The sequence below is a fragment of the Bradyrhizobium sp. CIAT3101 genome (assembly GCF_029714945.1).
Lineage (GTDB): Bacteria > Pseudomonadota > Alphaproteobacteria > Rhizobiales > Xanthobacteraceae > Bradyrhizobium.
Genome location: NZ_CP121634.1, coordinates 2,482,208 through 2,503,031, shown reverse-complemented (window position 1 = coordinate 2,503,031; position 20,824 = coordinate 2,482,208). Strand labels below are relative to the sequence as shown.

Sequence of the window (20,824 nt, the reverse complement as noted above, 5' to 3'; positions counted from 1 at the left end):
TTCAAAGCGTTCGCCGGTCGGGGACAATCCGAAACAGCTCACGCGCCGGCAGCCAAAACGCCATATGCGCCGCCAGCGTTAACCTTCGGACTTCCTGGTAAACAAAAGGTAAAGTTCGTTAACGAAGAATGCTTTTTGCCCAGCTCGGTGAGGCAGTTATGCCACGATCTCCGGCATTTTACCGGCTTTGGGCACCAAAACGGCCGTTTTCGCCCTCTCGGCCGTTAACCAATCCTAATTATTTCCGCACCCGCCGCACCGCCAGCTCGATCAGGTCGCGGAGGAAGTCGGCAAACGCGATGCCCTCGGCTTTCAGCGCCTTGGGGTAGAGCGAGGACTTGGTCAGCCCGGGCAGCGTGTTGGTTTCGAGATAGATCAGCCCCTTCTCCGAGACGATGAAGTCGGAGCGGGAATAGCCGGCGCAGGACATCGCACGATGCGCGAGCATCGCCTGGCTCTTGAGCGCGGCGGTGACCTCTGCGGTGAAGCGGCCCGGGCAGATCTCCTGGGTCGTCGACAGCAGGTACTTTGCTGCGTAGTCGAAATTGCCCTCACCTGGGATGATCTCGATCGGCGGCAGCGAGATGAGCGAGCCGTCGATGCGCTCCAGCACGCCGCAGGTCGCCTCGACGCCGGCGATGTAGGGCTCGATCACATATTCTTCGTGCCTGGCCGCATTGCGGACGGCGACGAGATCCTGCTTGGCGTTGACGAAGATCAGGCCATAGCTCGATCCATCGCGCGCCGGCTTTGCGATCAGCCTTCCATATTCGGCGAAGGCCTCATCGATATTCTCGAGCGCGATGCCCTCGGGCGGTGTCACGCCACCGAGCGCGGCAAAGCGCTTGGCCGCGATCTTGTCGAAGGCGAGATGCGAGGAGGCCGAACCGGAGCCGGTGAACGGCACGCCGCGCGCTTCGCACATCACCTGCAATTCGCCATTCTCGGCGCCGCCGCCATGCAAGCTGAGTACGAGGACGCGGTCTTCCGCCTTGGCCTTGTCGAGCGCCTGCGCCAGCGGAATGCCGCGCGTACCAGGCTTGAACTCGTCCTCGAAGGGCCGGGAATGTTCGAGCAACTGCTTCGACTGGACGGTGTGAACGTTGTCCTCGACGTCCCACCACCAGAGATCGGCCTCGGGGAGCGCCTGGTGCAGCGCCTGGGCTGACGCGACGGAAACCAGACGTTCGCGGTTGGAGCCGCCGAAGAGGATGGTGATGCGCATAGTCTCTCGTCGCCTCTCCAAATTAGCCGGGAGTTCCAATCCGCTTGATTTCCCAGTGCAGCTCGATTCCGGAATTCGCCTTGACGCGTTCGCGGACGGTCTCGCCCAGCGTCTCGATGTCGTGCGCGGTGGCATCGCCGGTGTTGATCAGGAAGTTGCAGTGCATCTCCGACACTTGCGCACCACCGACGCGCAAGCCCCGGCAGCCGGCGGCATCGACCAGCTTCCAGGCGGAATGGCCGGGCGGATTCTTGAAGGTCGACCCGCCGGTCTTCTCGCGGATCGGCTGCGCCGTCTCGCGATGGCTTTGCACGTCGGCCATCCGCGCGCGGATGGCCTCGACATCCCGGATCTCGCCACGAAAGCGGGCCGACGTGAAGATGATGGAGGGATCGACGCCGCTGTTGCGGTAGACGAATTTCATGTCGGCGTTGGCGAAGATGTGCTTCGTGCCGTCGCGGCCGACGCCGCGCGCCTCGATCAGCACGTCCTTGGTCTCGCCGCCATTGGCGCCCGCGTTCATGCGCAGCGCGCCGCCGATCGTGCCGGGAATGCCGAAATAGAATTCGAGCCCGCCGATATTGGCGCCGGCCGCGACTTCCGCGACGCGCTTGTCGAGCGCAGCCGCACCCGCGATGACGACGTCACCGTTCGCGGTCGCCTCACCGAAAGCGCGCGGCGCCAGCCGGATCACCACGCCGGCAATGCCGCCGTCGCGTACGATCAGGTTGGAGCCGACGCCGACGACATAGACCGGGATGTCGCTGGCGAGATGCGCAAGGAAGTAAGCGAGATCATCCTCGTCCGCCGGTGTGAACAGCACCTGCGCCGGACCGCCGACGCGAAACCAGGTGAGCTCGGCCAGCGACTGATTGGCAAGCAGCCGCCCGCGCAACTGCGGCATCGCGGCTTTGAGCGAGGGCGTGATGTCGGGAAAGCTCATGCCGCACCGACCATGACGTTGTTGGCCAGCGCTCGGGGCTTACCCCTCTCCCCAGCCCTCCCCCGCAAGGGGGGAGGGAGCCTAACCAGCATGCTCGCCTCACCTGACATCGCAGCTGCACTCTGATCCTTTGATGGAGTTAGGAAGGCACCGGCGGATGGGTTCCCTCCCCCCTTGCGGGGGAGGGTTAGGGAGAGGGGTGGCCACACGAGCGGTGGTCGACGATGGCTCGACATCCGCTCGCCCTACCCCAGCGCCTTCAGTTGGTCCGGCAGTGCGTACGCCCATTGCGTGATGTTGCCGGCGCCGAGACACACGACGAGATCGCCTGACTTGGCAATTCCCTTCACGATGCCGGCGAGATCGGTGGCTGCCGGCAGCGGGATCACCTCGCGGTGGCCGTGAGCGCGCAGGCCCGCGACGAAATGATCGCGATCGATGCCGTCGATCGGCGTCTCGCCCGCGGCATAGACGTCGGCGACGACCACTGCATCGGCATCGTTGAAGCAGGTGCAAAATTCCTCGAACAGCGATTGCAGGCGGGTGTAGCGATGCGGCTGCACCACGGCGACGATCTTGCCATTGGTGGATTCCCGCGCCGCCTTCAGCACCGCCGCGATCTCGACCGGATGATGGCCGTAATCGTCGATCACGGTGACGCCGTTCCACTCGCCGGTCTTGGTGAAGCGGCGCTTGACGCCGCCGAAGCCGGCGATCGCCTTGCGGATATCTTCATCGGATACGCCAAGCTCGCGCGCGACCGCGATCGCAGCCGTCGCGTTGGAGGCGTTGTGACGGCCCGGCATCGGCAGCATCAGGTCGGAGATCTCGTGCACGGCGCCCGTCTTGCGATCGCGGAACGCGACCTTGAACTTCGATCCGCCTCCCGTCGGCGTCAGGTCGAGCAAGCGCGCGTCGGCCTGCGGATTCTCGCCGTAGGTGATGATGCGACGATCCTCGATCTTGCCGACGAGGGTCTGCACGACGGGATGATCGATGCACATCACGGCAAAGCCGTAGAACGGCAGGTTCTCGATGAAATGGCGAAAGGCGTCCTGCACGGCGTCAAACGTCTTGAAATGATCGAGATGTTCAGGATCGACATTGGTGACGATCGCGACATCGGTCGGCAGCTTCAGGAACGTGCCGTCGCTCTCGTCGGCCTCCACCACCATCCAGTCGCCGGCCCCTAGCCGCGCGTTGGAACCATAGGCGTTGATGATGCCGCCGTTGATCACGGTCGGATCGAGACCGCCTGCGTCGAGCAGCGTTGCCACCATCGTGGTCGTCGTGGTCTTGCCGTGGGTGCCGGCAATCGCGACGCAGCTCTTCAGCCGCATCAATTCGGCCAGCATCTCGGCGCGACGCACCACGGGAATGCGCCGTTCGCGCGCCGCCATCAGTTCCGGATTGTCGCGCTTGATCGCGGTGGAGACGACGACGACCTCGGCCCCGTCGACATTCTCGGCCTTGTGGCCGACCGAGACTTTTGCGCCCTTCTTGCGCAGGCGGTCGAGATTGTAATTGTCGGAGGCGTCCGAACCCTGCACGACATAGCCGAGATTGACCAGCACCTCGGCGATGCCGCTCATGCCGATCCCGCCGATCCCGACGAAGTGGATGGGTCCGATCTCGCGCGGCAGTCTCATGCTCTCTTCCCTGACCTCGCCGCCTTGAACAGGCGGCATCTGGCGAAAGTCACGGCCAAATCAGCCGCGCCGTTCTTACTGGATGCCCCGCTTTGGAAGGCCAAGACAAGGGCTTTTTCGCGTCAGATTCCCGCGACTTTGACCACCAGATCGGCCAGCCGCTCGGCGGCATCGAGCCGGCCTGCCCCCTTCGCCGCCGCGGCCATGGCGCCAAGACGCGCCGGCTCGGCGGCAAAACCCGAGATCTCGGCGGCGAGGCGATCAGAGGTGAACTCGGTCTGCGGGATACGGATGGCGCCATCAACCTTGGCCAGCACGCCGGCATTGGCGAACTGATCCTGGTCGATCGCGCCCGGCAGCGGCACCAGGATCGACGGCCGGCCGATCGCGGCGAGCTCGGCGACGGTGCCCGCGCCGGAGCGCGACACCACCAGATGGTTGGAGGCAAGCCGCGCCGGCAGATCCGCGAAGAACGGCGCGAGCTCGGCATTGATCTTGAGCTTGTCGTAGACCGCACGCACCCGGGTCATGTCCTCGTCGCGGACCTGCTGGGTGAGAATGAGCCGGCCCCACAGCGCGGGCTCGAGCCGCTCGATCGCGCCCGGCACGACGTCGGCCATGATGCGCGCGCCCTGGCTGCCGCCGACGACGAGCAGGCGCAGCGGGCCGTTCACCTCGGGTGCGGCATATGGCACGGCCGCAGCCGCGAGCACCCCCGGCCGCATCGGCGTGCCCACCGTCGTGGTCTTGGCCGCCAGCGCCGGATCGCGGTCGAGCACGCCCGGCAGCGACGTCGCGATGGCGCGCACACGGCTTGCGAGAAACCGGTTGGCGCGGCCGAGCACCGCGTTGGCTTCGTGGATGATGCCGGGCACGCCGGCGAACTTTGCCGCGACCAGCGGCGGCAATGTCGGATAGCCGCCGAAGCCGATGACGGCAGCGGGCTTCAATCGCTTGATCAGGCGGTAAGCGGACAGCGTGCCGGTGGCGAGCGTGAGGCCGGCATGAGCGAGCTGGATCGGGTTGCGGCCGCGTGCGGTCTCGCTCGCGACGACGTCGATCATGTCCTTGGTGAACAGCCCGCTATAGCGCAGCGCGCGCTCATCGGTGACGAGGCGCACGCGAAAGCCGCGCCGGATCAGCTCGACGCCAAGCGCCTCGGCCGGAAACAGATGGCCGCCGGTGCCGCCCGCGGCGAGAAGAATCAAGGGGGAATTGTCCATGGAGAGGCCTTTTACAAGGTCTTTCTCGTCATTACGAGCGCAGCAAGCCGTATCTCAAACCCTCATCCCGAGGAGCGCGGAACGCGCGTCTCGAAGGATGAAGGCCCGGCCGGTGGCCTCGCCCTTCGAGACGCCGCGCAGAGCGCGGCTCCTCCAGCGGCAACGGCTTCGCCGTTGCGCGGGGGTGAGGATCACGCGTAGCTGCGCATCGCGTCGGCATGGCCGCTGGCTTCGACCTCGGTACGCGGGCGCAGCCGCGTCAGGGCCAGCATCATGCCGACACCATAAGCGAGCGACACGATCGAGGAGCCGCCGTAGGAGATGAAGGGTAGCGTCATGCCCTTGGCGGGGATGAGCTGGAGGTTGACCGACATGTTGATCGCAGCCTGTACGCCGAACAGAATCGCGAGCCCGGAGGCCGCAAAGCGCGAGAACATGTCTTCGTTGGCGTAGGCGCGCGACAGCGTGCGGATCACGACGAAGGCGAACAGCGTCAGCATCGCCAGGCACAGGATGATGCCGAACTCTTCGGCGGCAACCGCGAACACGAAGTCGGTGTGGCTGTCCGGCAGACTGCGCTTGGCGATGCCTTCGCCCGGTCCGAGGCCGAACCAGCCGCCGTTGTAGAAGGCCTCCATCGCGGTATCGACCTGAAAAGTGTCGCCCGAGGCTGGATTCATGAAGCGCTTGATGCGCCCGGCAACGTGGGGAACAAAAAGATAGGCGCTGAACAGCCCGGCCGCGCCGATGCCGGCGAGGCCAAATACCCAGATCATGCGCATGCCCGCGATGAAGAACAGCGAGCCCCACACCATCAGGATCAGCATGGTCTGACCGAAGTCCGGCTCCATCACAAGCAGGGAGACCAGCATCATCAGCAGCACCAGCGCCATCGAGGTCGCGGGCATCTCCGGCCGCTTGGTCGATTCCGCAAACAGCCAGGCGGCGATGACGACGAACGACGGCTTTGCGATTTCGGAGGCCTGGATGTTGACGCCGAGCAGCGTGATCCAGCGGCGAGAGCCCTTGACCTCAGGGCCGATGGCGAGCGTCACCACGATCAGGATGATGCTGATCGTGAAGATGATCAGCGCGCTTCGCCGGATCGAGCGCGGCGACAGGAAGGAGACGCCGACCAGCACCATGAAGGACGGCGCCAGGAACATCACGTGACGGCTGAAGAAGTGGAAGGGATCGAGCCCGATGCGGGTCGCCACCGGCGGGCTCGCCGCCAGCGACAGGATGACGCCGGTCAGCATCAGCACCAGGATCGCGCCGAGCAGCGGCTTGTCGACGGTCCACCACCACTCGGTAAAGGGGGTGCGTTCTTCACGGGAGAGCATGGGCGGCCGCTTTCGGACAGAGGTCCGTCCATTGGTCGCCGAGGTTGGTTACCGGGGGGTTAAGGAATCGTTCAAGTTTTGAAGAGTCTCGTGCCCCGGACGCAGCGCAGCGTCTCTTCGACGGTGCGCTGCAGAGCCGGGGCCCACGTCTCCCAGCAATCGCGTGGCGTGGGTCCCGGCTCTGCGGAGCAGCGTTACACGCTGCACCGCGTCCGGGACACGAGAGCCCTATTCGTAGTTGATCGCGACATCCCCCGCGCGTTGGTCGCGCTTGAAGACCTCGCCTGGCTCGGGAATGAAGCCGATCCTGACCGCCCGCTCGCTGCTCCAGGCGACGACGACGTCAAGATGCCCGCGCACGCTGACGAAGGTCGGCGTGTCCTCCGGCGAGAACGTCCGACCGCGCGCCACGATGCTGGCCTGGGTGCTGTCAGGCACCTTCGCGCTACACGACTTCCAGACCACGACGACCAGCTTGCTGCCAGTTGGAGAGGCGAACAACTTCTGGCGAACGACACGACACGCGCCGAATTCGTGCATGACGCTGTCAAAGAAGACAACGCAGAGGAAACCGATGGGAATAGCAAGAGCAGCGACGACGAGTCCGAGCCTGCGTCGCCGCGACATGTCTCAGACCACCGGCTTCACACCCGGCAGCGCCTGCACCAGCTCGCGGAACTTCGTGCCGCGGATTTCGAAGTTGCGGTACTGGTCGAAGGAGGCGCAGGCCGGCGACAGCAGCACGACCGCTTCGGTGAGACCCGATGCTTCCGCATCGCGCGCGGCATGCGCGACCGCGACGTCGAGCGTCTGGCTGATCTCGTGCGCGACCGGGCCGAGCGTGCCGGAAAACTCCTGGGCGGCCTCGCCGATCAGATAGGCCTTGCGAATGCGCGGGAAGAAGGAGGTCAGGCTGGTGATGCCGCCGGCCTTCGGCTTGCCGCCGGCGATCCAGAAGATCTCCGAAAAGGACGACAGCGCATGCGCGGTGGCGTCCGCGTTGGTGCCCTTGGAGTCGTTGACGAACAGCACGTTGCCGCGACGGCCGACCTGCTCCATGCGATGCGCCAGGCCCGGAAAGCTGCGCAGGCCGTTTTGCAGCACGTCGAGGCCGATGCCCATCGCGAGCGCGGCTGCGGCCGCGCACGCCGCGTTCTGCGCGTTGTGCAGCCCGCGCAGCGAGCCGATGCCACCGAGCTTGGCGATCTCGCTGCGGGCGCCGCCCGCGGTGCGCATGATGGTGCCGTGCTCGACATGAATGCCGCTCGCCAGCGGATTCCTGACGGAGATCCGCACCACATTCTTGCCGGCGCGGTCGAGCCGGTCGGCGATGTCGCGGCAATAGCCGTCGTCGACGCCGACGATCGAGGTGCCGCCTGCCTGCACGCCCGCAACGAGACGCTCCTTCACCGCGGCGTAATGTTCGATGGTGCCGTGACGATCGATGTGATCCTCGCTGACATTGAGCAGAATGCCGACGGAGGGATCGAGCGAGGGCGTGAGGTCGATCTGGTAGGAAGACATCTCGATGACGTGGACGCGGCCGGTGCGCGGCGGCTCCAGCGACAGGATCGCGGTGCCGATATTGCCGCCCATCTGGGTGTCGTAGCCGGCCACCTTCGTGAGATGCGCGATCAGCGCCGTCGTGGTCGACTTGCCGTTGGTGCCGGTGATCGCAATGAACGGCGCGTTCGGTGCGTGGCGCCGGCGCTCGCGGCAGAACAGCTCGATGTCGCCGATCACCTCGACACCGGCTTCGCGCGCCTTCAGCACGCTCCAGTGCGGCACCGGATGCGTCAGCGGCACGCCGGGCGCGAGCACCAGCGCTGCGAAATTGTCCCAGGCGACGTTGCGCAGATCGGCGGTGATGAAGCCGGCCTGCGCCGCCTTGGCGACATTCTCGGCATTGTCGTCGGCGGCGATCACTTCGGCGCCGCCGGCCTTCAGCGCGTGGCAGGAAGCGAGCCCCGAGCCGCCGAGGCCGAACACCGCGACCGTCTTGCCGGCAAAGGATGTGACCGGGATCATCGCGATACCGTCAGCGCAGCTTCAGCGTGGAGAGGCCGGCGAGCGCCAGCATCACCGAGATGATCCAGAAGCGGATCACGATCTGCGGCTCGGTCCAGCCGAGCTGCTCGAAATGGTGGTGGATCGGCGCCATCCGGAAGATGCGCTTGCCCGTGAGCTTGAACGAGACCACCTGCACGATGACGGAGACCGCCTCCAGCACGAACAGTCCGCCGATCACCGCAAGCACGATTTCGTGCTTCACCGCGACCGCGATCGAACCGAGCATGCCGCCGAGCGCGAGCGAGCCGGTGTCGCCCATGAAGATCGAGGCCGGCGGCGCGTTGAACCAGAGAAAACCGAGGCCGGCGCCCAGCAGCGCGCCGCAGAGCACCGCCAGCTCACCGGTGCCCGCGACATATTTGATCTGGAGGTAGTCGGCAAACACCGCGTTGCCGGCGAGATAGGCGATCATCGCAAAGCTCGCGGTCGCAATCATCACGGGAACGATGGCGAGGCCATCGAGACCGTCGGTGAGGTTCACCGCGTTGCCCGCGCCGACGATGACGAAGGCACCGAACACGACGAAGAACCAGCCGAAATGCAGCACGGTGTCCTTCAGGAAGGGGATCGTCAGCGCGGTCGAGGCGGGATCGCGGTTCAGCCGCACCAGCGCATAGCAGGCGACCAGCGCGATGACCGCCTCGATCAGCAGGCGCAGCTTGCCGCCGAACCCGCTCGTGGTCTGCTTGGTCACCTTGAGGTAATCGTCATAGAAGCCGACGAAGCCGAAGCCGAGCGTCACCGCGAGCACGATCCAGACATAGGGATTGAGCGGATTGCACCACAGCACGGTGCCGACCGTGAGGCCGGACAGAATCATCAGCCCGCCCATGGTGGGCGTGCCCTTCTTGGCCAGATGCGATTGCGGGCCGTCGGTCCGGATCGGCTGTCCCTTGCCCTGGCGGATGCGCAGATGATCGATGATCCAGGGTCCGAACAGGAACACGAACAGCGCGCCGGTGACGATGGCGCCGCCGGTGCGGAAGGTGATGTAGCGAAAGACGTTCAGAACGGTGCGCACCGCACCGAAGCCTGGAAATGTGTTGGAGAGCTCGATCAGCCAGTAAAACATTCAGACGGTCCTATGGCGCCTTTCGCACGCAGGCTTCTTCAGACGCAGATTTCGACTCACGCGCATTCGCTGGTTTTCATCATGGGTCGGGCGACCTCAAAGAAACCGGACGGCAAGAAACGTGCAGCCTTGGCACCGCAAAGAGTGGGATTCGGGAACAGCGCCTTCCAAGCAGTTTACGCCTTTGCCTGCAAGGCGGCCACTAGCCCCGGCACAAACTTGTTGACCCAGAACATCTTCTTGCTGCCCTTGACAACCACGACATCGCCTGCCTTCAGCAGGCCCGCGACCTCGCTGGCTTTCAGCGTCGCGGGATCGTCATGCCAGCCGAGCCCTTTGCCGGCGGGAAGCGCGTCATAGAGGTGCCGCATCAAGGGCCCGACGCAATAGATACCGTCGATGCCGTCGAGATGCGTGGCCAGCGCGGTGTGGTAGCTTGGTGCGTCGTCGCCCAGTTCCAGCATGTCGCCGAGCACCGCAATGCGGCGGCCGCCCGTCATGTTGCGCGCCTGCAGACTTTGCAGCGCAGCAGCGACGCTCGCCGGGTTGCCGTTGAAGCTGTCGTCGATCACGGTGACGCCGCCGACCGCCTGCTCGACGCCGCGGCCGGTCATGATGCCGACGCGGTCGAGCTTGATCGCGAGCGTCGCGGCATCGAGATGGGCGGCGTGAGCCGAGGCGAGCGCGGCGAGCGCATTCTGCACGCGATGCGGCGCCCCCGGCGTGAGGCTGAAGGCGATCTCCTTCTTGCCGATCGCGGCCACGACCTGCCAGCTCTCGCCGTGCGGCGCGTGTGCGACTTCGTGCACCTCGGCCTTCTCGCCGAAGCGCACCACCTTGCCCTTCCAGTCCGGCGCCTTGATGCCGGTCGGCAGCACCAGCACGCCGTCCGAGGGCAGGCCGAGCGCGATCGACACCTTCTCGCGGCGGATCGCATCGAGCGAGCCGAGCTTTTCCAGATGCACCGGCTGGACATTGACGACGAGCGCGACGGTCGGCCGCGTCAATTCGCTGAGCCGCGCGATCTCACCTCGCTGGTTCATCCCCATCTCGACGACCCAGAGGCTGGCATCGGGCCGGGCATTGCACAGCGTCAGCGGCACGCCCCAGAAATTGTTGAAGCTCGACGGGCTCGCATAGGCATTGGGATAGGCCGCCAGGAACTCCTTGGTGCTGGTCTTGCCGGCACTGCCGGTGAGCCCGATCACCGGACCGTTGAAGCGCGCGCGTGCGGCACGCGCGAGGCCCCAGAGGCCGTCGATCAGCGTGTCCTTCACGACGATCTGCGGAATGCGAACGCCCGCGATCTCGTGCGGCACGATCATCGCGACCGCGCCCGACGCTTCCGCCTTGTCGGCGAACTCCCAGCCATCGCGCGCGCTGGCGAAGGCCGAGATGAAGCCGCCGCTCGGCGTGCCGCTCAACGCCACGAACAGGCTGCCCGGCTTCACCAGGCGGCTGTCCTGGGTGACGAAGTCGATGGGCGTATCCGGGAACGATCCGCTCGCGCCAAGCGCACGCGCCACCTCGGCAACCGTCCATAGTGGCGCGCTCATGCGACCCTCGATGCTAATGCGGCGGCAACCGCCTCGTGATCACTGAACGGCAGGACCTCGCCACCCACGATCTGTCCGGTCTCGTGGCCCTTGCCGGCGACGAGCAGCGCATCGCCATCTTCCAGGTCCTCGATCGCCGCGCGGATCGCAGCTGCGCGGTCGCCGATTTCGCGCGCGCCCTTTGCGGTGGCGAGGATCGCGGCGCGAATGGCTTCCGGCTTCTCGCTGCGCGGATTGTCGTCGGTGATGATGACGCGATCGGCATTCTCCGCCGCGATCTGGCCCATGATCGGCCGCTTGCCGGCATCGCGATCGCCGCCGGCGCCGAACACGACGATCAGCCTGCGCCTGGCGTAGGGCCGCAGCGCCTGCAACGCTTTCGCCAGTGCATCGGGCTTGTGCGCATAGTCGACGAAGATTGGCGCGCCGTTGCGCTCGCCGACGCGCTCGAGCCGGCCCTTGGCGCCTTCGAGATGTTCGAGGCTTGCAAACACACCGGCCGCATCGCTGCCGGTGCCGATGGCAAGGCCGGCCGAGACCAGCGCATTCTCGATCTGGAATTCGCCGGCCAGCGGCAGCCGGACCACATGGCGCTTGCCGCGATGTTCAAGTGCAAGCTTTTGCGAGAAGCCCTCGACCTCGACATCGGTGAGGCGAATGCCCTCGCCGGCCCCGTCGCCGTGACGGCCGACCGCCATGACGCGCAAGCCGCGCCTCGTCGCCGCGTCGATCGCTTCCGCCGAGCAATCATGATCGGCCGAGATCACCGCAGCGCCGCCGGGCGGCACGAGCTCGCGGAACAGCCGGAGTTTTGCTGCGAGATAATGCGCGACGGTCGGATGATAATCCATGTGGTCGCGCGAGAGATTGGTGAAGCCGCCGGCGCAGACGCGCACGCCGTCGAGCCGATACTGGTCGAGCCCGTGCGAGGACGCCTCGAAGGCGAGATGCGTCACGCCCTCGCGCGCGATCTCATCGAGCTGCCGGTGCAGCGCGATCGGATCCGGCGTCGTCAGCGAACCGTAAACGGTGCGTTTCGGCGAGACGAGACCGATGGTGCCGATGCTGGCCGAGGCATGCCCCAGCCGCTCCCAGATCTGGCGCGTGAATGCGGCCACCGAGGTCTTGCCGCTGGTTCCGGTCACCGCCGCAATCGTCGCGGGCTGGGCCGGGAAAAATCTTGCTGCAGCCAGCGCCAATGCGCGGCGCGGATTGGCGACGGAGACGAACGGCACCTTGCAGCCATCGGGCGCATGATCGCCGACCACGGCGACCGCGCCGGCCGCAATCGCAGCATCGACGAACCGCGCGCCGTCGGTCTTGCTGCCGGCGAGCGCAAAGAAGAGATCGCCCGGCTTGACCACGCGGCTGTCGAGCGCAACGCCGCCCACATCGAGCGCGGCGGTAGCGGGCTCGATTGCGGCATCATTGCCTAAGAGGTCACGCAGCTTCATGGTCTTCCGGTCACCGTGCCGAAAAGCCGAATCTTGAGGAAAATCCCCGACTCAGCAGCGGCTACGGCCTACCCGATTGATTACTGGGTTGTCCTGGATGCTGCAAGAATAAGGCGGTCCGCAGGCGGCAGGTCGTAGCGGGGCTCGATGCCGAGCAGTGGCCCGATCCGGCTAATGACGTTGCCGGCGGTCGGAACGGCGTTCCAGCCCGACGTGATGAAGCCGTAGGTTTCCTTCAGGGGCTGCGGCTCGTCGAGCATGATCAGTAGCTGGTATTTCGGCTTGTCCGCCGGGAGGATCGCAGTGAACGCGGTCAGCACCTTCTTCTTGGCATAGCGGCCGTTGACCACCTTTTCCGCGGTGCCGGTCTTGCCGCCGATGTAGTAGCCGGGAACATTCGCTCGCTTGGCGGTGCCGATCTCTGCGTTCAGCCGCATCAGGAAGCGCATCTTGTCCGAGGTCTCGGGCTTGATCACGCGCTTTGCGACCGCCCGCGCCTCCTCTTCGGTGCGCTTGAGGAAGGTCGGCGGAATCAAAAGGCCGCCGTTGGCGAGGGCGCTGACGCCCATCACGGCCTGCAACGGCGCGACAGCCATGCCGTGGCCGAACGAGATGGTGATGGTGTTCAAATCGCTCCAGCGCCGCGGCAGGATCGGCGAGGCGCTCTCCGGCAGTTCGGTGCGCAGCCGCTCCATCTGCCCCATCTTGCGCAGGAACGCCTTGTGCGCCTCCACGCCCTGCGACAGCGCGATGCGCGCCGCGCCGACGTTGGAGGAGAAGGTGAAGACCTCTTTCATGGTCAGGAAGCGGCCCTTCGGCTCGTCGTCATGGATCGCGAACTTGCCGTAGTGCAGCGGCCCGCGCGCGTCCCACAGCGAGTCGAGACCGTACTTGCCGGTGTCGAGCGCCATCGCGAGCGTGAACGCCTTGAAGGTCGAGCCCATCTCGTAGACGCCGGTGGTCAAGCGATTGATGCGGTCCGGGTCGTGGGCTTCCTTCGGATTGTTCGGATCGAAATCCGGCACCGAGACCATCGCGATGATTTCGCCGGTGTTGACGTTGGTGACAAGCCCGGAGGCCGCCTTGGTGTGGAACTTCTCCTTGGCCTTCAACAGCTCGTCGCGCAGCGCGTGCTCGACGCGCAGATCGACCGACAGCTCGATCGGCTTCTGCAGGCGGTCGGTGGCAAAGCCTGCACGGTGGAGATCGGCGAGCCCTTGGTTATCGAGCCACTTCTCCATGCCGGCGATGCCCTGATTGTCGATGTTGACCAGACCGATGAGGTGGGCGACCTCGTTGCCGGTCGGATAGACACGCTTGTTTTCGCGCAGGAAGCCGATGCCGGGAAGGCCGAGCTTGTGGATGTCCTGCTGCTGCTTCGCCGTGATCTCTCGCTTCAGCCAGACGAAGCCCTTTCGCGTCTTCAGGCGCTCCCGCACCTCGGCTTCATCGAGGTCGGGCACGGTGGCGGTCAACAGCTCGATCGCCTCGTCCTTGTCGATGATGCGGCGCGGCTCGCCGAACATGCTGGCCGCCTTGACGTCGGTCGCAAGGATCGCGCCGTTACGATCGACGATGTCGGGCCGCGCAGTCGCGACCACTTCCTGCGAGGCAGCCCGCCGCGCGCTATGAGCGTCGGCGCCGATCGCGAACATCACGAGCCGGCTTCCGATCAGGGCATAGACCAGGGAAAAGGCGACCATTGCGAGCCCCACGCGCGCGCGGGCCTTCGCGGCGCGGTCGACATTGCGCCCGTAGAGCAGGCTGCGGATCAGACGCTGCCGCCAGGGTTCAGTCGGCTTGGGTTTGGCCGGAGTCGCAGCGCTCATTGCTTGTCCTCGGGCTGAGGCACGGAGCCCGTCACGGTGTCAGGGTCGCTCGCGGCTTCGATGGTGTTGAGCATGGCGCCGATCGGATCGGGCTCGCCCGGCCGGAACATCCGCGGCGGACGCTCCGGCAGATTCTTCAGCGAGTCATATTGTGTACCGTTGACCGGCTTCAGCGGCAGATGGCGCTCGACGAGGCCCTGCAGGCGCAAGGGCGCATCGAGCTTGGCCCATTCGGAGCGCAGCTGCGCGATCGCGTCGCGCTGCTCGCGGATCTCCGCGTGCAGCCGCAGCACCTTCTCGGTGCGGGCGGTGGAGTCCATCTTGATCCGGTAGACATAGGCGGCCGCGAAGATCAGGGCGCCGATGACGAGCAGGTGGATGAAGCGCATGTGCTAGCCCCCCCTCATCACGTCGGAAAGCTTCGGCCAGGACGACGGCTCTGAATCGTCGTGCGCCGGCGCCGAGGTGCGCTCGGCGGCGCGCAACTTTGCGGAACGGGCGCGCGGATTGTGCGCAACCTCCGCCTCGCCGGCGATCACCGGGCGGCGCGTCAAGAGCTGGAAGCTCGGCGCGCCTTGCGCCACTTCCGGCAGATGCCGCGAGCCGCCGCCGGTCTTGGCGCGCAGGCTCAGGAAATTCTTGACGATGCGATCTTCCAGCGAGTGGAACGAGACCACCACCAGACGGCCGCCGGGCTTGAGCACGCGCTCGGCCGCCGCGAGCGCGGTCTGAAGCTCCTCGAGCTCTTCATTGACGAAGATGCGCAGTGCCTGGAACGTCCGCGTTGCCGGATGAATGTCGCCGGGCTTCGAGCGCACCACCCGGCCGACGAGATCGGCGAGCGCGCGCGTGGTGGTGAACGGCGTCTCCTGTCGGTCAGCCACGATGGCGCGAGCAACGCGGCGCGAATGCCGCTCCTCGCCGAAGAGATAGATGATGTCGGCGAGATCGCTTTCCGAGGCGCGCGCGACGACGTCAGCAGCCGTCGGGCCGACCTGCCCCATGCGCATGTCGAGCGGACCGTCGAGGCGGAACGAGAAGCCGCGACCGGCCTGGTCGAGTTGCATCGAGGACACCCCGACATCCATCACGACGCCGTCGACCGCGTCGACGTCTTGCGCCGCGCAGACCTCGGCAAGATTCGAGAATCGGTCTTCGACCAGCGTCAGCCGGCCCGCGGCATGCGCGACCAGCTCGGCACCGCCGGCGATCGCGGTGCGGTCGCGATCGATCGCGATGACGCGGGTTCCCGGCACATCGAGAATGGCGCGGCTATAGCCGCCGGCGCCGAAGGTGGCATCGATATAGATGCCGCCCTCGCGCGGCGCGAGATGCTCGACCGCCTCGCGGCCAAGCACGGGAATGTGCGGCGCGTCACTCATGCGTCGCACCTGCCGTGCGCGCAGGTAAAATATGGGGCGAAGCAGCCCATCACGCCTCGAATAATTCCGCGTCGCGGCGGTTCCACGACAAAGCCCCAGTCCAACATGCGTGCCGGGCCCGGTCGTCCCGGGCGGCAAGCCCGGTGATCCCAGTGGAATATGTCGGGCAGCCATGGGATTTCGAGCCAAAATCGCTTCTGGCCGCCTCCGGACGCGGGTCGGCTCTTCACCCCTCAGTAACGGCCCTTAGCGTTAAGAAAGCGTTGATCGGCTCATTACAAGTCGAAAAGGCGACCCATCGGTGATGCGTCATCCACACACATGCGCCAAAATGCACCCGTTAACCGCATCGCGTGATTGCGCGGACCGGACAGTAAAGAAATAGTAAAGAGAAGGGCTTGGCCCATTATCCTGTCCGACCTGAGTTGGTTATGTCGTCCGGTCCGTCCACGCCATCTGGAACTGATTCGAAGCGTCAGCGCGTTCTCCCGGTTCCCAAGGCCGCGGCGAACATGCGGACGTTCGATCCGGATTCGTCGATCGTCTCCGACATCATCCCCTCGCCCAATCATGGCGAACGCAACAAGGGACGGCAGCCCGACATGATCCTGCTGCACTACACCGGCATGCCCGACGTCGAGGGCGCGCTGGCGCGACTGTGCACGGCGGGCACCGAGGTGTCGGCGCATTATGTCGTGCTCGAAGACGGCCGCATCGTGCAGTGCGTCCCCGAAGCGCGGCGTGCCTGGCACGCCGGCGTCTCGTCCTGGGCCGGCGAGGACGACATCAATTCCTGCTCGATCGGGATCGAGATCATCAATCGCGGCCACGATTGGGGCTATCCGGAATATCCGCTGCGCCAGATCGCCGCCGTGATCGCGCTGTGCCGCGGCATCATGCTTCGTCGCAAGGTGACGCCGCAACGCGTGCTCGGCCATTCCGACGTCGCGCCCGCGCGCAAGAAGGATCCCGGCGAAAAATTTCCCTGGCATTCGCTGGCCAATTCCGGCGTCGGTCACTGGGTGACGCCGGCGCCGGTCGTGCGCGGCGAAACGCTGATGCTCGGCACCATCAGCGACGAGGTGCTGAGCCTGCAGCAGGCGCTGGCGCGCTATGGCTATGGCGTGCCGCTGACCGGCAAATACGACGCAGCGACGATGGAGGTCATCACGGCATTCCAGCGCCACTTCCGCCCGGCGCGACTGGATGGTGTTGCCGATCACTCGACGCTGTCGACCTTGCAGGCGCTGCTGGCGAGCCTGCCTGCCGATGGGACTGAAGTCGCGTCGAAGTGACGCCTCGATAAAATAATCCCGCGCTGTTCGCTCGAATGTGATCACGCAATCGTCGCTGCGATTGCGTGCGTCGGGCTATTGTCCGGCGATCAGACGCAAGCAGGACGAACGATACGATGCAGATCGATCGCAAGCCACTGACTGAGCGACTCGCAGCCTTTCCTCGCCTGGGGCTGGCCGATCTTCCCACGCCGCTCGAACCGATGAAGCGGCTGACGGCCCATCTCGGCGGGCCGCGACTGTGGATCAAACGCGACGACGCCACCGGGCTCGGCTTCGGCGGCAACAAGTTGCGCAAGCTCGACTACGTCCTGCACGATGCCGTCTCAAAGGGTGCCGATACGATCGTCTCGGGCGGCGTCGTGCAATCGAACAGCCAGCGGCAGGTCGCGGCTGTTGCTGCAAAGCTTGGGCTCGCCTGTCATCTCGCCGTCTATCACGGCCGGCTCGCGCCGCCGACGCCGGAATACGAGACCTCGGGCAACGCCTTTCTCAATCGGCTGTTCGGCGCGCAGCTGCACGACGTGCCCTGGACCGGCGATCGCAACGCGGCCATCCGCACGCTCGTCGACGATCTCCAGGCGAAGGGGCGCAGGCCCTATTTCGTGCCCTACGGCGTCTCGAATGCGCTCGGCGCTGTCGCCTATGCCACCACGATCTCTGAAATCGAGCAGCAGGCGGCGCGGTCGGGCTTCAAGCCGGCCGCGATCGTGCATTGCACCGGAAGCGCCGGCACGCAGGCCGGTCTCGTCGTCGGCGCGGCGGCGGCGATGCCGGACACGAGGATCGTCGGGATCGATATCGACGCCGAGCCCGCGCGGGTGCGCTCCGATGTGGTGGCCCTCGCGCGGCAAGCCGCGGATTTACTGGAGGTCGGCTTCGACGAGTCCACGGTCGAAGTGGTCGCCGGTCACGCCGGACCGGCCTATGGCGTGCCGCACGAGGCGACGATCGAAGCAATCCGGCTTGCAGGGCAAACGGAGGCACTCGTGCTCGACCCCGTCTATTCGGGCAAGGGGCTCGCCGGCCTGATTGCGATGATCCGCCAGGGGCGTTGGCGCAACGACGAAGATGTCATCTTCCTGCACACCGGCGGCGCGCCCGCGCTGTTCGCCTATCAGAGCGCGCTCGGCATCTAGTCGAGCTCCCGCACGCGCCGCGCATAGAGCCGCCGCAACGGCGCGAGCTGCGTCGCCTCCGTCGCCACGCGATAGGCCTCGCGCGCGTCGTCCTTGCGGTCGAGCCGCCGCAACAGATCGGCACGCACAGCCGGCAACATCTCATATCCGTCCAGCCCGCCGCGCGCGGTGATCGCGTCGACGAGATCGAGCGCGCGCGCCGGGCCGTCGACCATCGAGATCGCGGCGGCATGGTTGAGCTCGATCACCGGAGACGGGCTGATGCGCAGCAGCACTTCGTAGAGCCCAGCGATCTGCGGCCAATCGGTCGCCTCAAAACTCGGGGCGCGGGCATGCAGCGCGGCGATCGCGGCCTGCACCGCATAAGGCTGCAGCCGGCCCGGCACGCGCAGCGCGTCATCGACGAGATGCAGCCCCTCCTCGATCTGCGCGCGATCCCAGAGCGAGCGGTCCTGCTCTTCCAGCAGAACGATGTCGCCGGCCGCGGTCTCGCGACCGGCGCGGCGCGCGTCGTGGAGCAGCATCAGCGCCAGCAGCCCTTTGATCCCCGCGCGGTCGGGCATCAGCCGGTCGAGCAAACGGCCGAGCCTGATCGCCTCGACCGCAAGGTCGGGCCGCATCAGGTCGGCGCCGGAGGTTGCGACATAGCCCTCGGTGAAGACGAGATAGATGACGGCGAGCACGCCGTCGAGCCGCGCTGCCAGCGCATCGCGCTCGGGCACTTCATAGGGAATGCCGGCGAGCCTGATCTTCTGCTTGGCGCGCACGAGGCGCTGCGCCATCGCGTCCTCACCGACGAGGAAGGCGCGCGCGACCTGCGCGGTGGAGAGGCCGCAGACCGTGCGCAGCGTCAGCGCGACCTGCACTTCCGGCGCGAACGCCGGATGACAGCAGGTGAAGATCAGCCGCAGCATATCGTCGTCGAGCATCGCCGTGGGTTCGGCCGGCGTGTCTGCGTTGAGCTCGAGCTCGTGCAGGAGCGCCCGCTGCTTGCCGCGGAAGGCGGCCTGGCGACGCACGCGGTCGATCGCCTTGTTGCGGCCGACATTGACCAGCCAGGCGCGTGGATTGCCGGGGACCTCGCCTGCCGCCCAGCGCTCCAGCGCGACCGCGAATGCGTCCTGGAGCGCATCCTCGGCCAGGTCGAAATCACCGACGAGGCGGATCAGGGTGGCGAGCGCCCGCCCCGCCTCGTCGCGGAAGATCCTGTCGATGTCGGCTGGTGCGATCACTTGTAGATCATGACCGGCCTGACCTCGATCGATCCGCGCTTGGCCTCGGGGATGCGCGCGGCGAGCGCAACGGCGTCGTCGAGGTCCTTGGCTTCGACCAGATAGTAGCCGCCGAGCTGCTCGCGCGTTTCCGCGAACGGACCGTCGGTGGTCATGGTCTTGCCGTCGCGCACGCGCACCGTGGTCGCCGTCGTCGTCGGCTGCAGTCCGTCGCCGGCCTTGAAATGGCCGCTCTGGATGATCGACTGCGTGTAGGCACCGTATTCTCCCGCCAGCTTCTGACGGTCGGTGGCGCTCATATCGGTCATGTAGTTTTCGTTCCGGTAGATCAGCAGCAGATATTGCATCGCTCAACTCCTGTTGTTTGGGGGATGACCGACACCAGTCGAACGGGGCCGGCACCAAACGACATCATCGCGAGATTATTTTCGAGCTCATTTGTAGATCATGACCGGCCGAACTTCGATCGACCCTTCCCGGGCGCCGGGAATCCGTGCCGCGAGCGCGATCGCGGCGTCGAGATCCCTGGCCTCGACGAGATAATAGCCGCCGAGCTGCTCGCGGGTCTCCGCGAAGGGACCATCGGTCGCCAGCGTCTTGCCGTCGCGAACGCGCACGGTGGTCGCCGTCTTGGTCGGCTGCAATCCGTCGCCCGCCTTGAAATGGCCGCTCTGGACGATTGACTGGGTGTAGGCGGAATACTCCGCCAGCAGCTTCTGGTAATCGGCGGGCGCCATCTGGCCCTGTTGCGCCTCGTTCCGGTAGATCAGCAGCAGATACTGCATCGCTCAACTCCTGTTGCTGGCGGGATCGCCGGCACCCAGTCGAACGGGGTCCGCGCCCAACGACATGTTCAGGATAAATTATTTACACCGCCGCGTGCGCGACGATCTCCGCTTGACGAAACCGTCACAAATGCCCATTGCCTAGGCCGTCAGTCGGCCGGACGGCCGCTCCGGCAAGTGCCGAAAGGCCGCCGGGGAGGAAAGTCCGGGCTCCCTTGACATGCGGTGCCGGATAACGTCCGGCGGGGGCGACCCCAGGGAAAGTGCCACAGAGAACGAACCGCTCCCTCCTCGGAGGAAGTAAGGGTGAAAAGGTGCGGTAAGAGCGCACCGCGGGTCCGGCAACGGAGCCGGCATGGTAAACCCCACCGGGAGCAAAACCGAATAGGGACGGCGTAGCGGGCTGTTCGCGAAAGCGATAACGCCGCGGGGCGATGTCAGGCCCGCCGTCCGGGTAGGTTGCTCGAGGTCATGTGCAAACATGGTCCCAGAGGAATGGCCGTCACGTATCGTTCGCGCAAGTGGGCGGTGCCCTACAGAACCCGGCTTACAGGCCGGCTGATATTCTAAAGCGCTTTCGAGCGAAGTGGAGTTCCGGTTCGCGTCAAGAAAGCGCGTCTTAACTAG

18 protein-coding genes and 1 other RNA gene are annotated in these 20,824 nt (G+C 65.9%); 3 read left to right on the top strand and 16 right to left on the bottom strand.

Annotated features, from left to right (window positions below):
• Positions 1-238: 238 nt before the first annotated feature.
• The 13 genes from QA645_RS11715 to rsmH all read right to left on the bottom strand — a co-directional run bounded on the left by QA645_RS11715 (position 239) and on the right by rsmH (position 15,746).
• On the bottom strand, positions 239-1,225 hold the full coding sequence (locus tag QA645_RS11715; protein WP_254194969.1) for a D-alanine--D-alanine ligase: 987 nt from the start codon (positions 1,223-1,225) through the stop codon (positions 239-241).
• 22 nt (positions 1,226-1,247) lie between these two features.
• On the bottom strand, positions 1,248-2,168 hold the full coding sequence (gene murB / locus QA645_RS11710; RefSeq protein ID WP_283050325.1) for a UDP-N-acetylmuramate dehydrogenase: 921 nt from the start codon (positions 2,166-2,168) through the stop codon (positions 1,248-1,250).
• Between the two features lie 245 nt (positions 2,169-2,413).
• Positions 2,414-3,817 carry a UDP-N-acetylmuramate--L-alanine ligase gene (gene murC / locus QA645_RS11705; RefSeq protein WP_283050323.1) on the bottom strand — a complete coding sequence of 468 codons (1,404 nt, stop codon included), beginning with the start codon at positions 3,815-3,817 and terminating at the stop codon, positions 2,414-2,416.
• 122 nt (positions 3,818-3,939) lie between these two features.
• Positions 3,940-5,040, bottom strand: a complete 1,101-nt coding sequence (murG, locus tag QA645_RS11700) for an undecaprenyldiphospho-muramoylpentapeptide beta-N-acetylglucosaminyltransferase (RefSeq protein ID WP_283050322.1) — start codon at positions 5,038-5,040, stop codon at positions 3,940-3,942.
• Between the two features lie 191 nt (positions 5,041-5,231).
• Positions 5,232-6,383, bottom strand: coding sequence for a putative lipid II flippase FtsW (ftsW, locus tag QA645_RS11695; RefSeq protein WP_283050320.1), 1,152 nt, complete (start codon positions 6,381-6,383; stop codon positions 5,232-5,234).
• Between the two features lie 228 nt (positions 6,384-6,611).
• Entirely contained in the window at positions 6,612-6,923 is a 312-nt protein-coding gene (locus tag QA645_RS11690; protein ID WP_283050318.1) for a hypothetical protein, read from the bottom strand.
• A gap of 90 nt (positions 6,924-7,013) precedes the next feature.
• Positions 7,014-8,411, bottom strand: coding sequence for a UDP-N-acetylmuramoyl-L-alanine--D-glutamate ligase (murD, locus tag QA645_RS11685; protein WP_283050316.1), 1,398 nt, complete (start codon positions 8,409-8,411; stop codon positions 7,014-7,016).
• 10 nt (positions 8,412-8,421) lie between these two features.
• A complete protein-coding gene (gene mraY, locus QA645_RS11680; protein WP_254133391.1) occupies positions 8,422-9,525 on the bottom strand; it encodes a phospho-N-acetylmuramoyl-pentapeptide-transferase in 1,104 nt (367 codons plus the stop codon).
• A gap of 176 nt (positions 9,526-9,701) precedes the next feature.
• On the bottom strand, positions 9,702-11,081 hold the full coding sequence (gene murF, locus QA645_RS11675; RefSeq protein ID WP_283050314.1) for a UDP-N-acetylmuramoyl-tripeptide--D-alanyl-D-alanine ligase: 1,380 nt from the start codon (positions 11,079-11,081) through the stop codon (positions 9,702-9,704).
• Positions 11,078-12,535, bottom strand: a complete 1,458-nt coding sequence (locus QA645_RS11670) for a UDP-N-acetylmuramoyl-L-alanyl-D-glutamate--2,6-diaminopimelate ligase (protein ID WP_283050312.1) — start codon at positions 12,533-12,535, stop codon at positions 11,078-11,080. Before QA645_RS11670 ends, murF begins: the two co-directional genes overlap by 4 nt.
• An 80-nt stretch (positions 12,536-12,615) precedes the next feature.
• Positions 12,616-14,364 (bottom strand): penicillin-binding protein 2, encoded by a 1,749-nt coding sequence (locus QA645_RS11665; RefSeq protein WP_254133394.1) that lies wholly within the window; start codon positions 14,362-14,364, stop codon positions 12,616-12,618.
• Positions 14,361-14,753: a hypothetical protein gene (locus tag QA645_RS11660; protein ID WP_254133395.1), complete on the bottom strand. Its 393-nt coding sequence runs from the start codon at positions 14,751-14,753 to the stop codon at positions 14,361-14,363. Before QA645_RS11660 ends, QA645_RS11665 begins: the two co-directional genes overlap by 4 nt.
• A gap of 3 nt (positions 14,754-14,756) precedes the next feature.
• A complete protein-coding gene (gene rsmH / locus QA645_RS11655; RefSeq protein ID WP_283050310.1) occupies positions 14,757-15,746 on the bottom strand; it encodes a 16S rRNA (cytosine(1402)-N(4))-methyltransferase RsmH in 990 nt (329 codons plus the stop codon).
• A gap of 512 nt (positions 15,747-16,258) precedes the next feature.
• Here rsmH and QA645_RS11650 point away from each other — a divergent pair.
• Both QA645_RS11650 and QA645_RS11645 read left to right on the top strand, forming a co-directional pair.
• Positions 16,259-17,041: an N-acetylmuramoyl-L-alanine amidase gene (locus QA645_RS11650; protein ID WP_283050309.1), complete on the top strand. Its 783-nt coding sequence runs from the start codon at positions 16,259-16,261 to the stop codon at positions 17,039-17,041.
• Between the two features lie 116 nt (positions 17,042-17,157).
• Positions 17,158-18,180 (top strand): D-cysteine desulfhydrase family protein, encoded by a 1,023-nt coding sequence (locus QA645_RS11645; RefSeq protein WP_283050308.1) that lies wholly within the window; start codon positions 17,158-17,160, stop codon positions 18,178-18,180.
• Here QA645_RS11645 and QA645_RS11640 read toward each other — a convergent pair.
• The 3 genes from QA645_RS11640 to QA645_RS11630 form a co-directional block, all read right to left on the bottom strand.
• Entirely contained in the window at positions 18,177-19,409 is a 1,233-nt protein-coding gene (locus QA645_RS11640; RefSeq protein WP_283053162.1) for an RNA polymerase sigma factor, read from the bottom strand. The two genes, QA645_RS11645 and QA645_RS11640, sit on opposite strands and share 4 nt — an antisense overlap.
• Entirely contained in the window at positions 19,409-19,759 is a 351-nt protein-coding gene (locus QA645_RS11635) for a YciI family protein (protein WP_283050307.1), read from the bottom strand. The genes QA645_RS11640 and QA645_RS11635 overlap by 1 nt, the downstream gene beginning before the upstream one ends.
• 87 nt (positions 19,760-19,846) lie before the next feature.
• A complete protein-coding gene (locus tag QA645_RS11630; RefSeq protein WP_283050306.1) occupies positions 19,847-20,197 on the bottom strand; it encodes a YciI family protein in 351 nt (116 codons plus the stop codon).
• 149 nt (positions 20,198-20,346) lie between these two features.
• Here QA645_RS11630 and rnpB point away from each other — a divergent pair.
• An RNA gene (gene rnpB / locus QA645_RS11625) (RNase P RNA component class A) lies at positions 20,347-20,763 on the top strand.
• Positions 20,764-20,824: the final 61 nt, after the last annotated feature.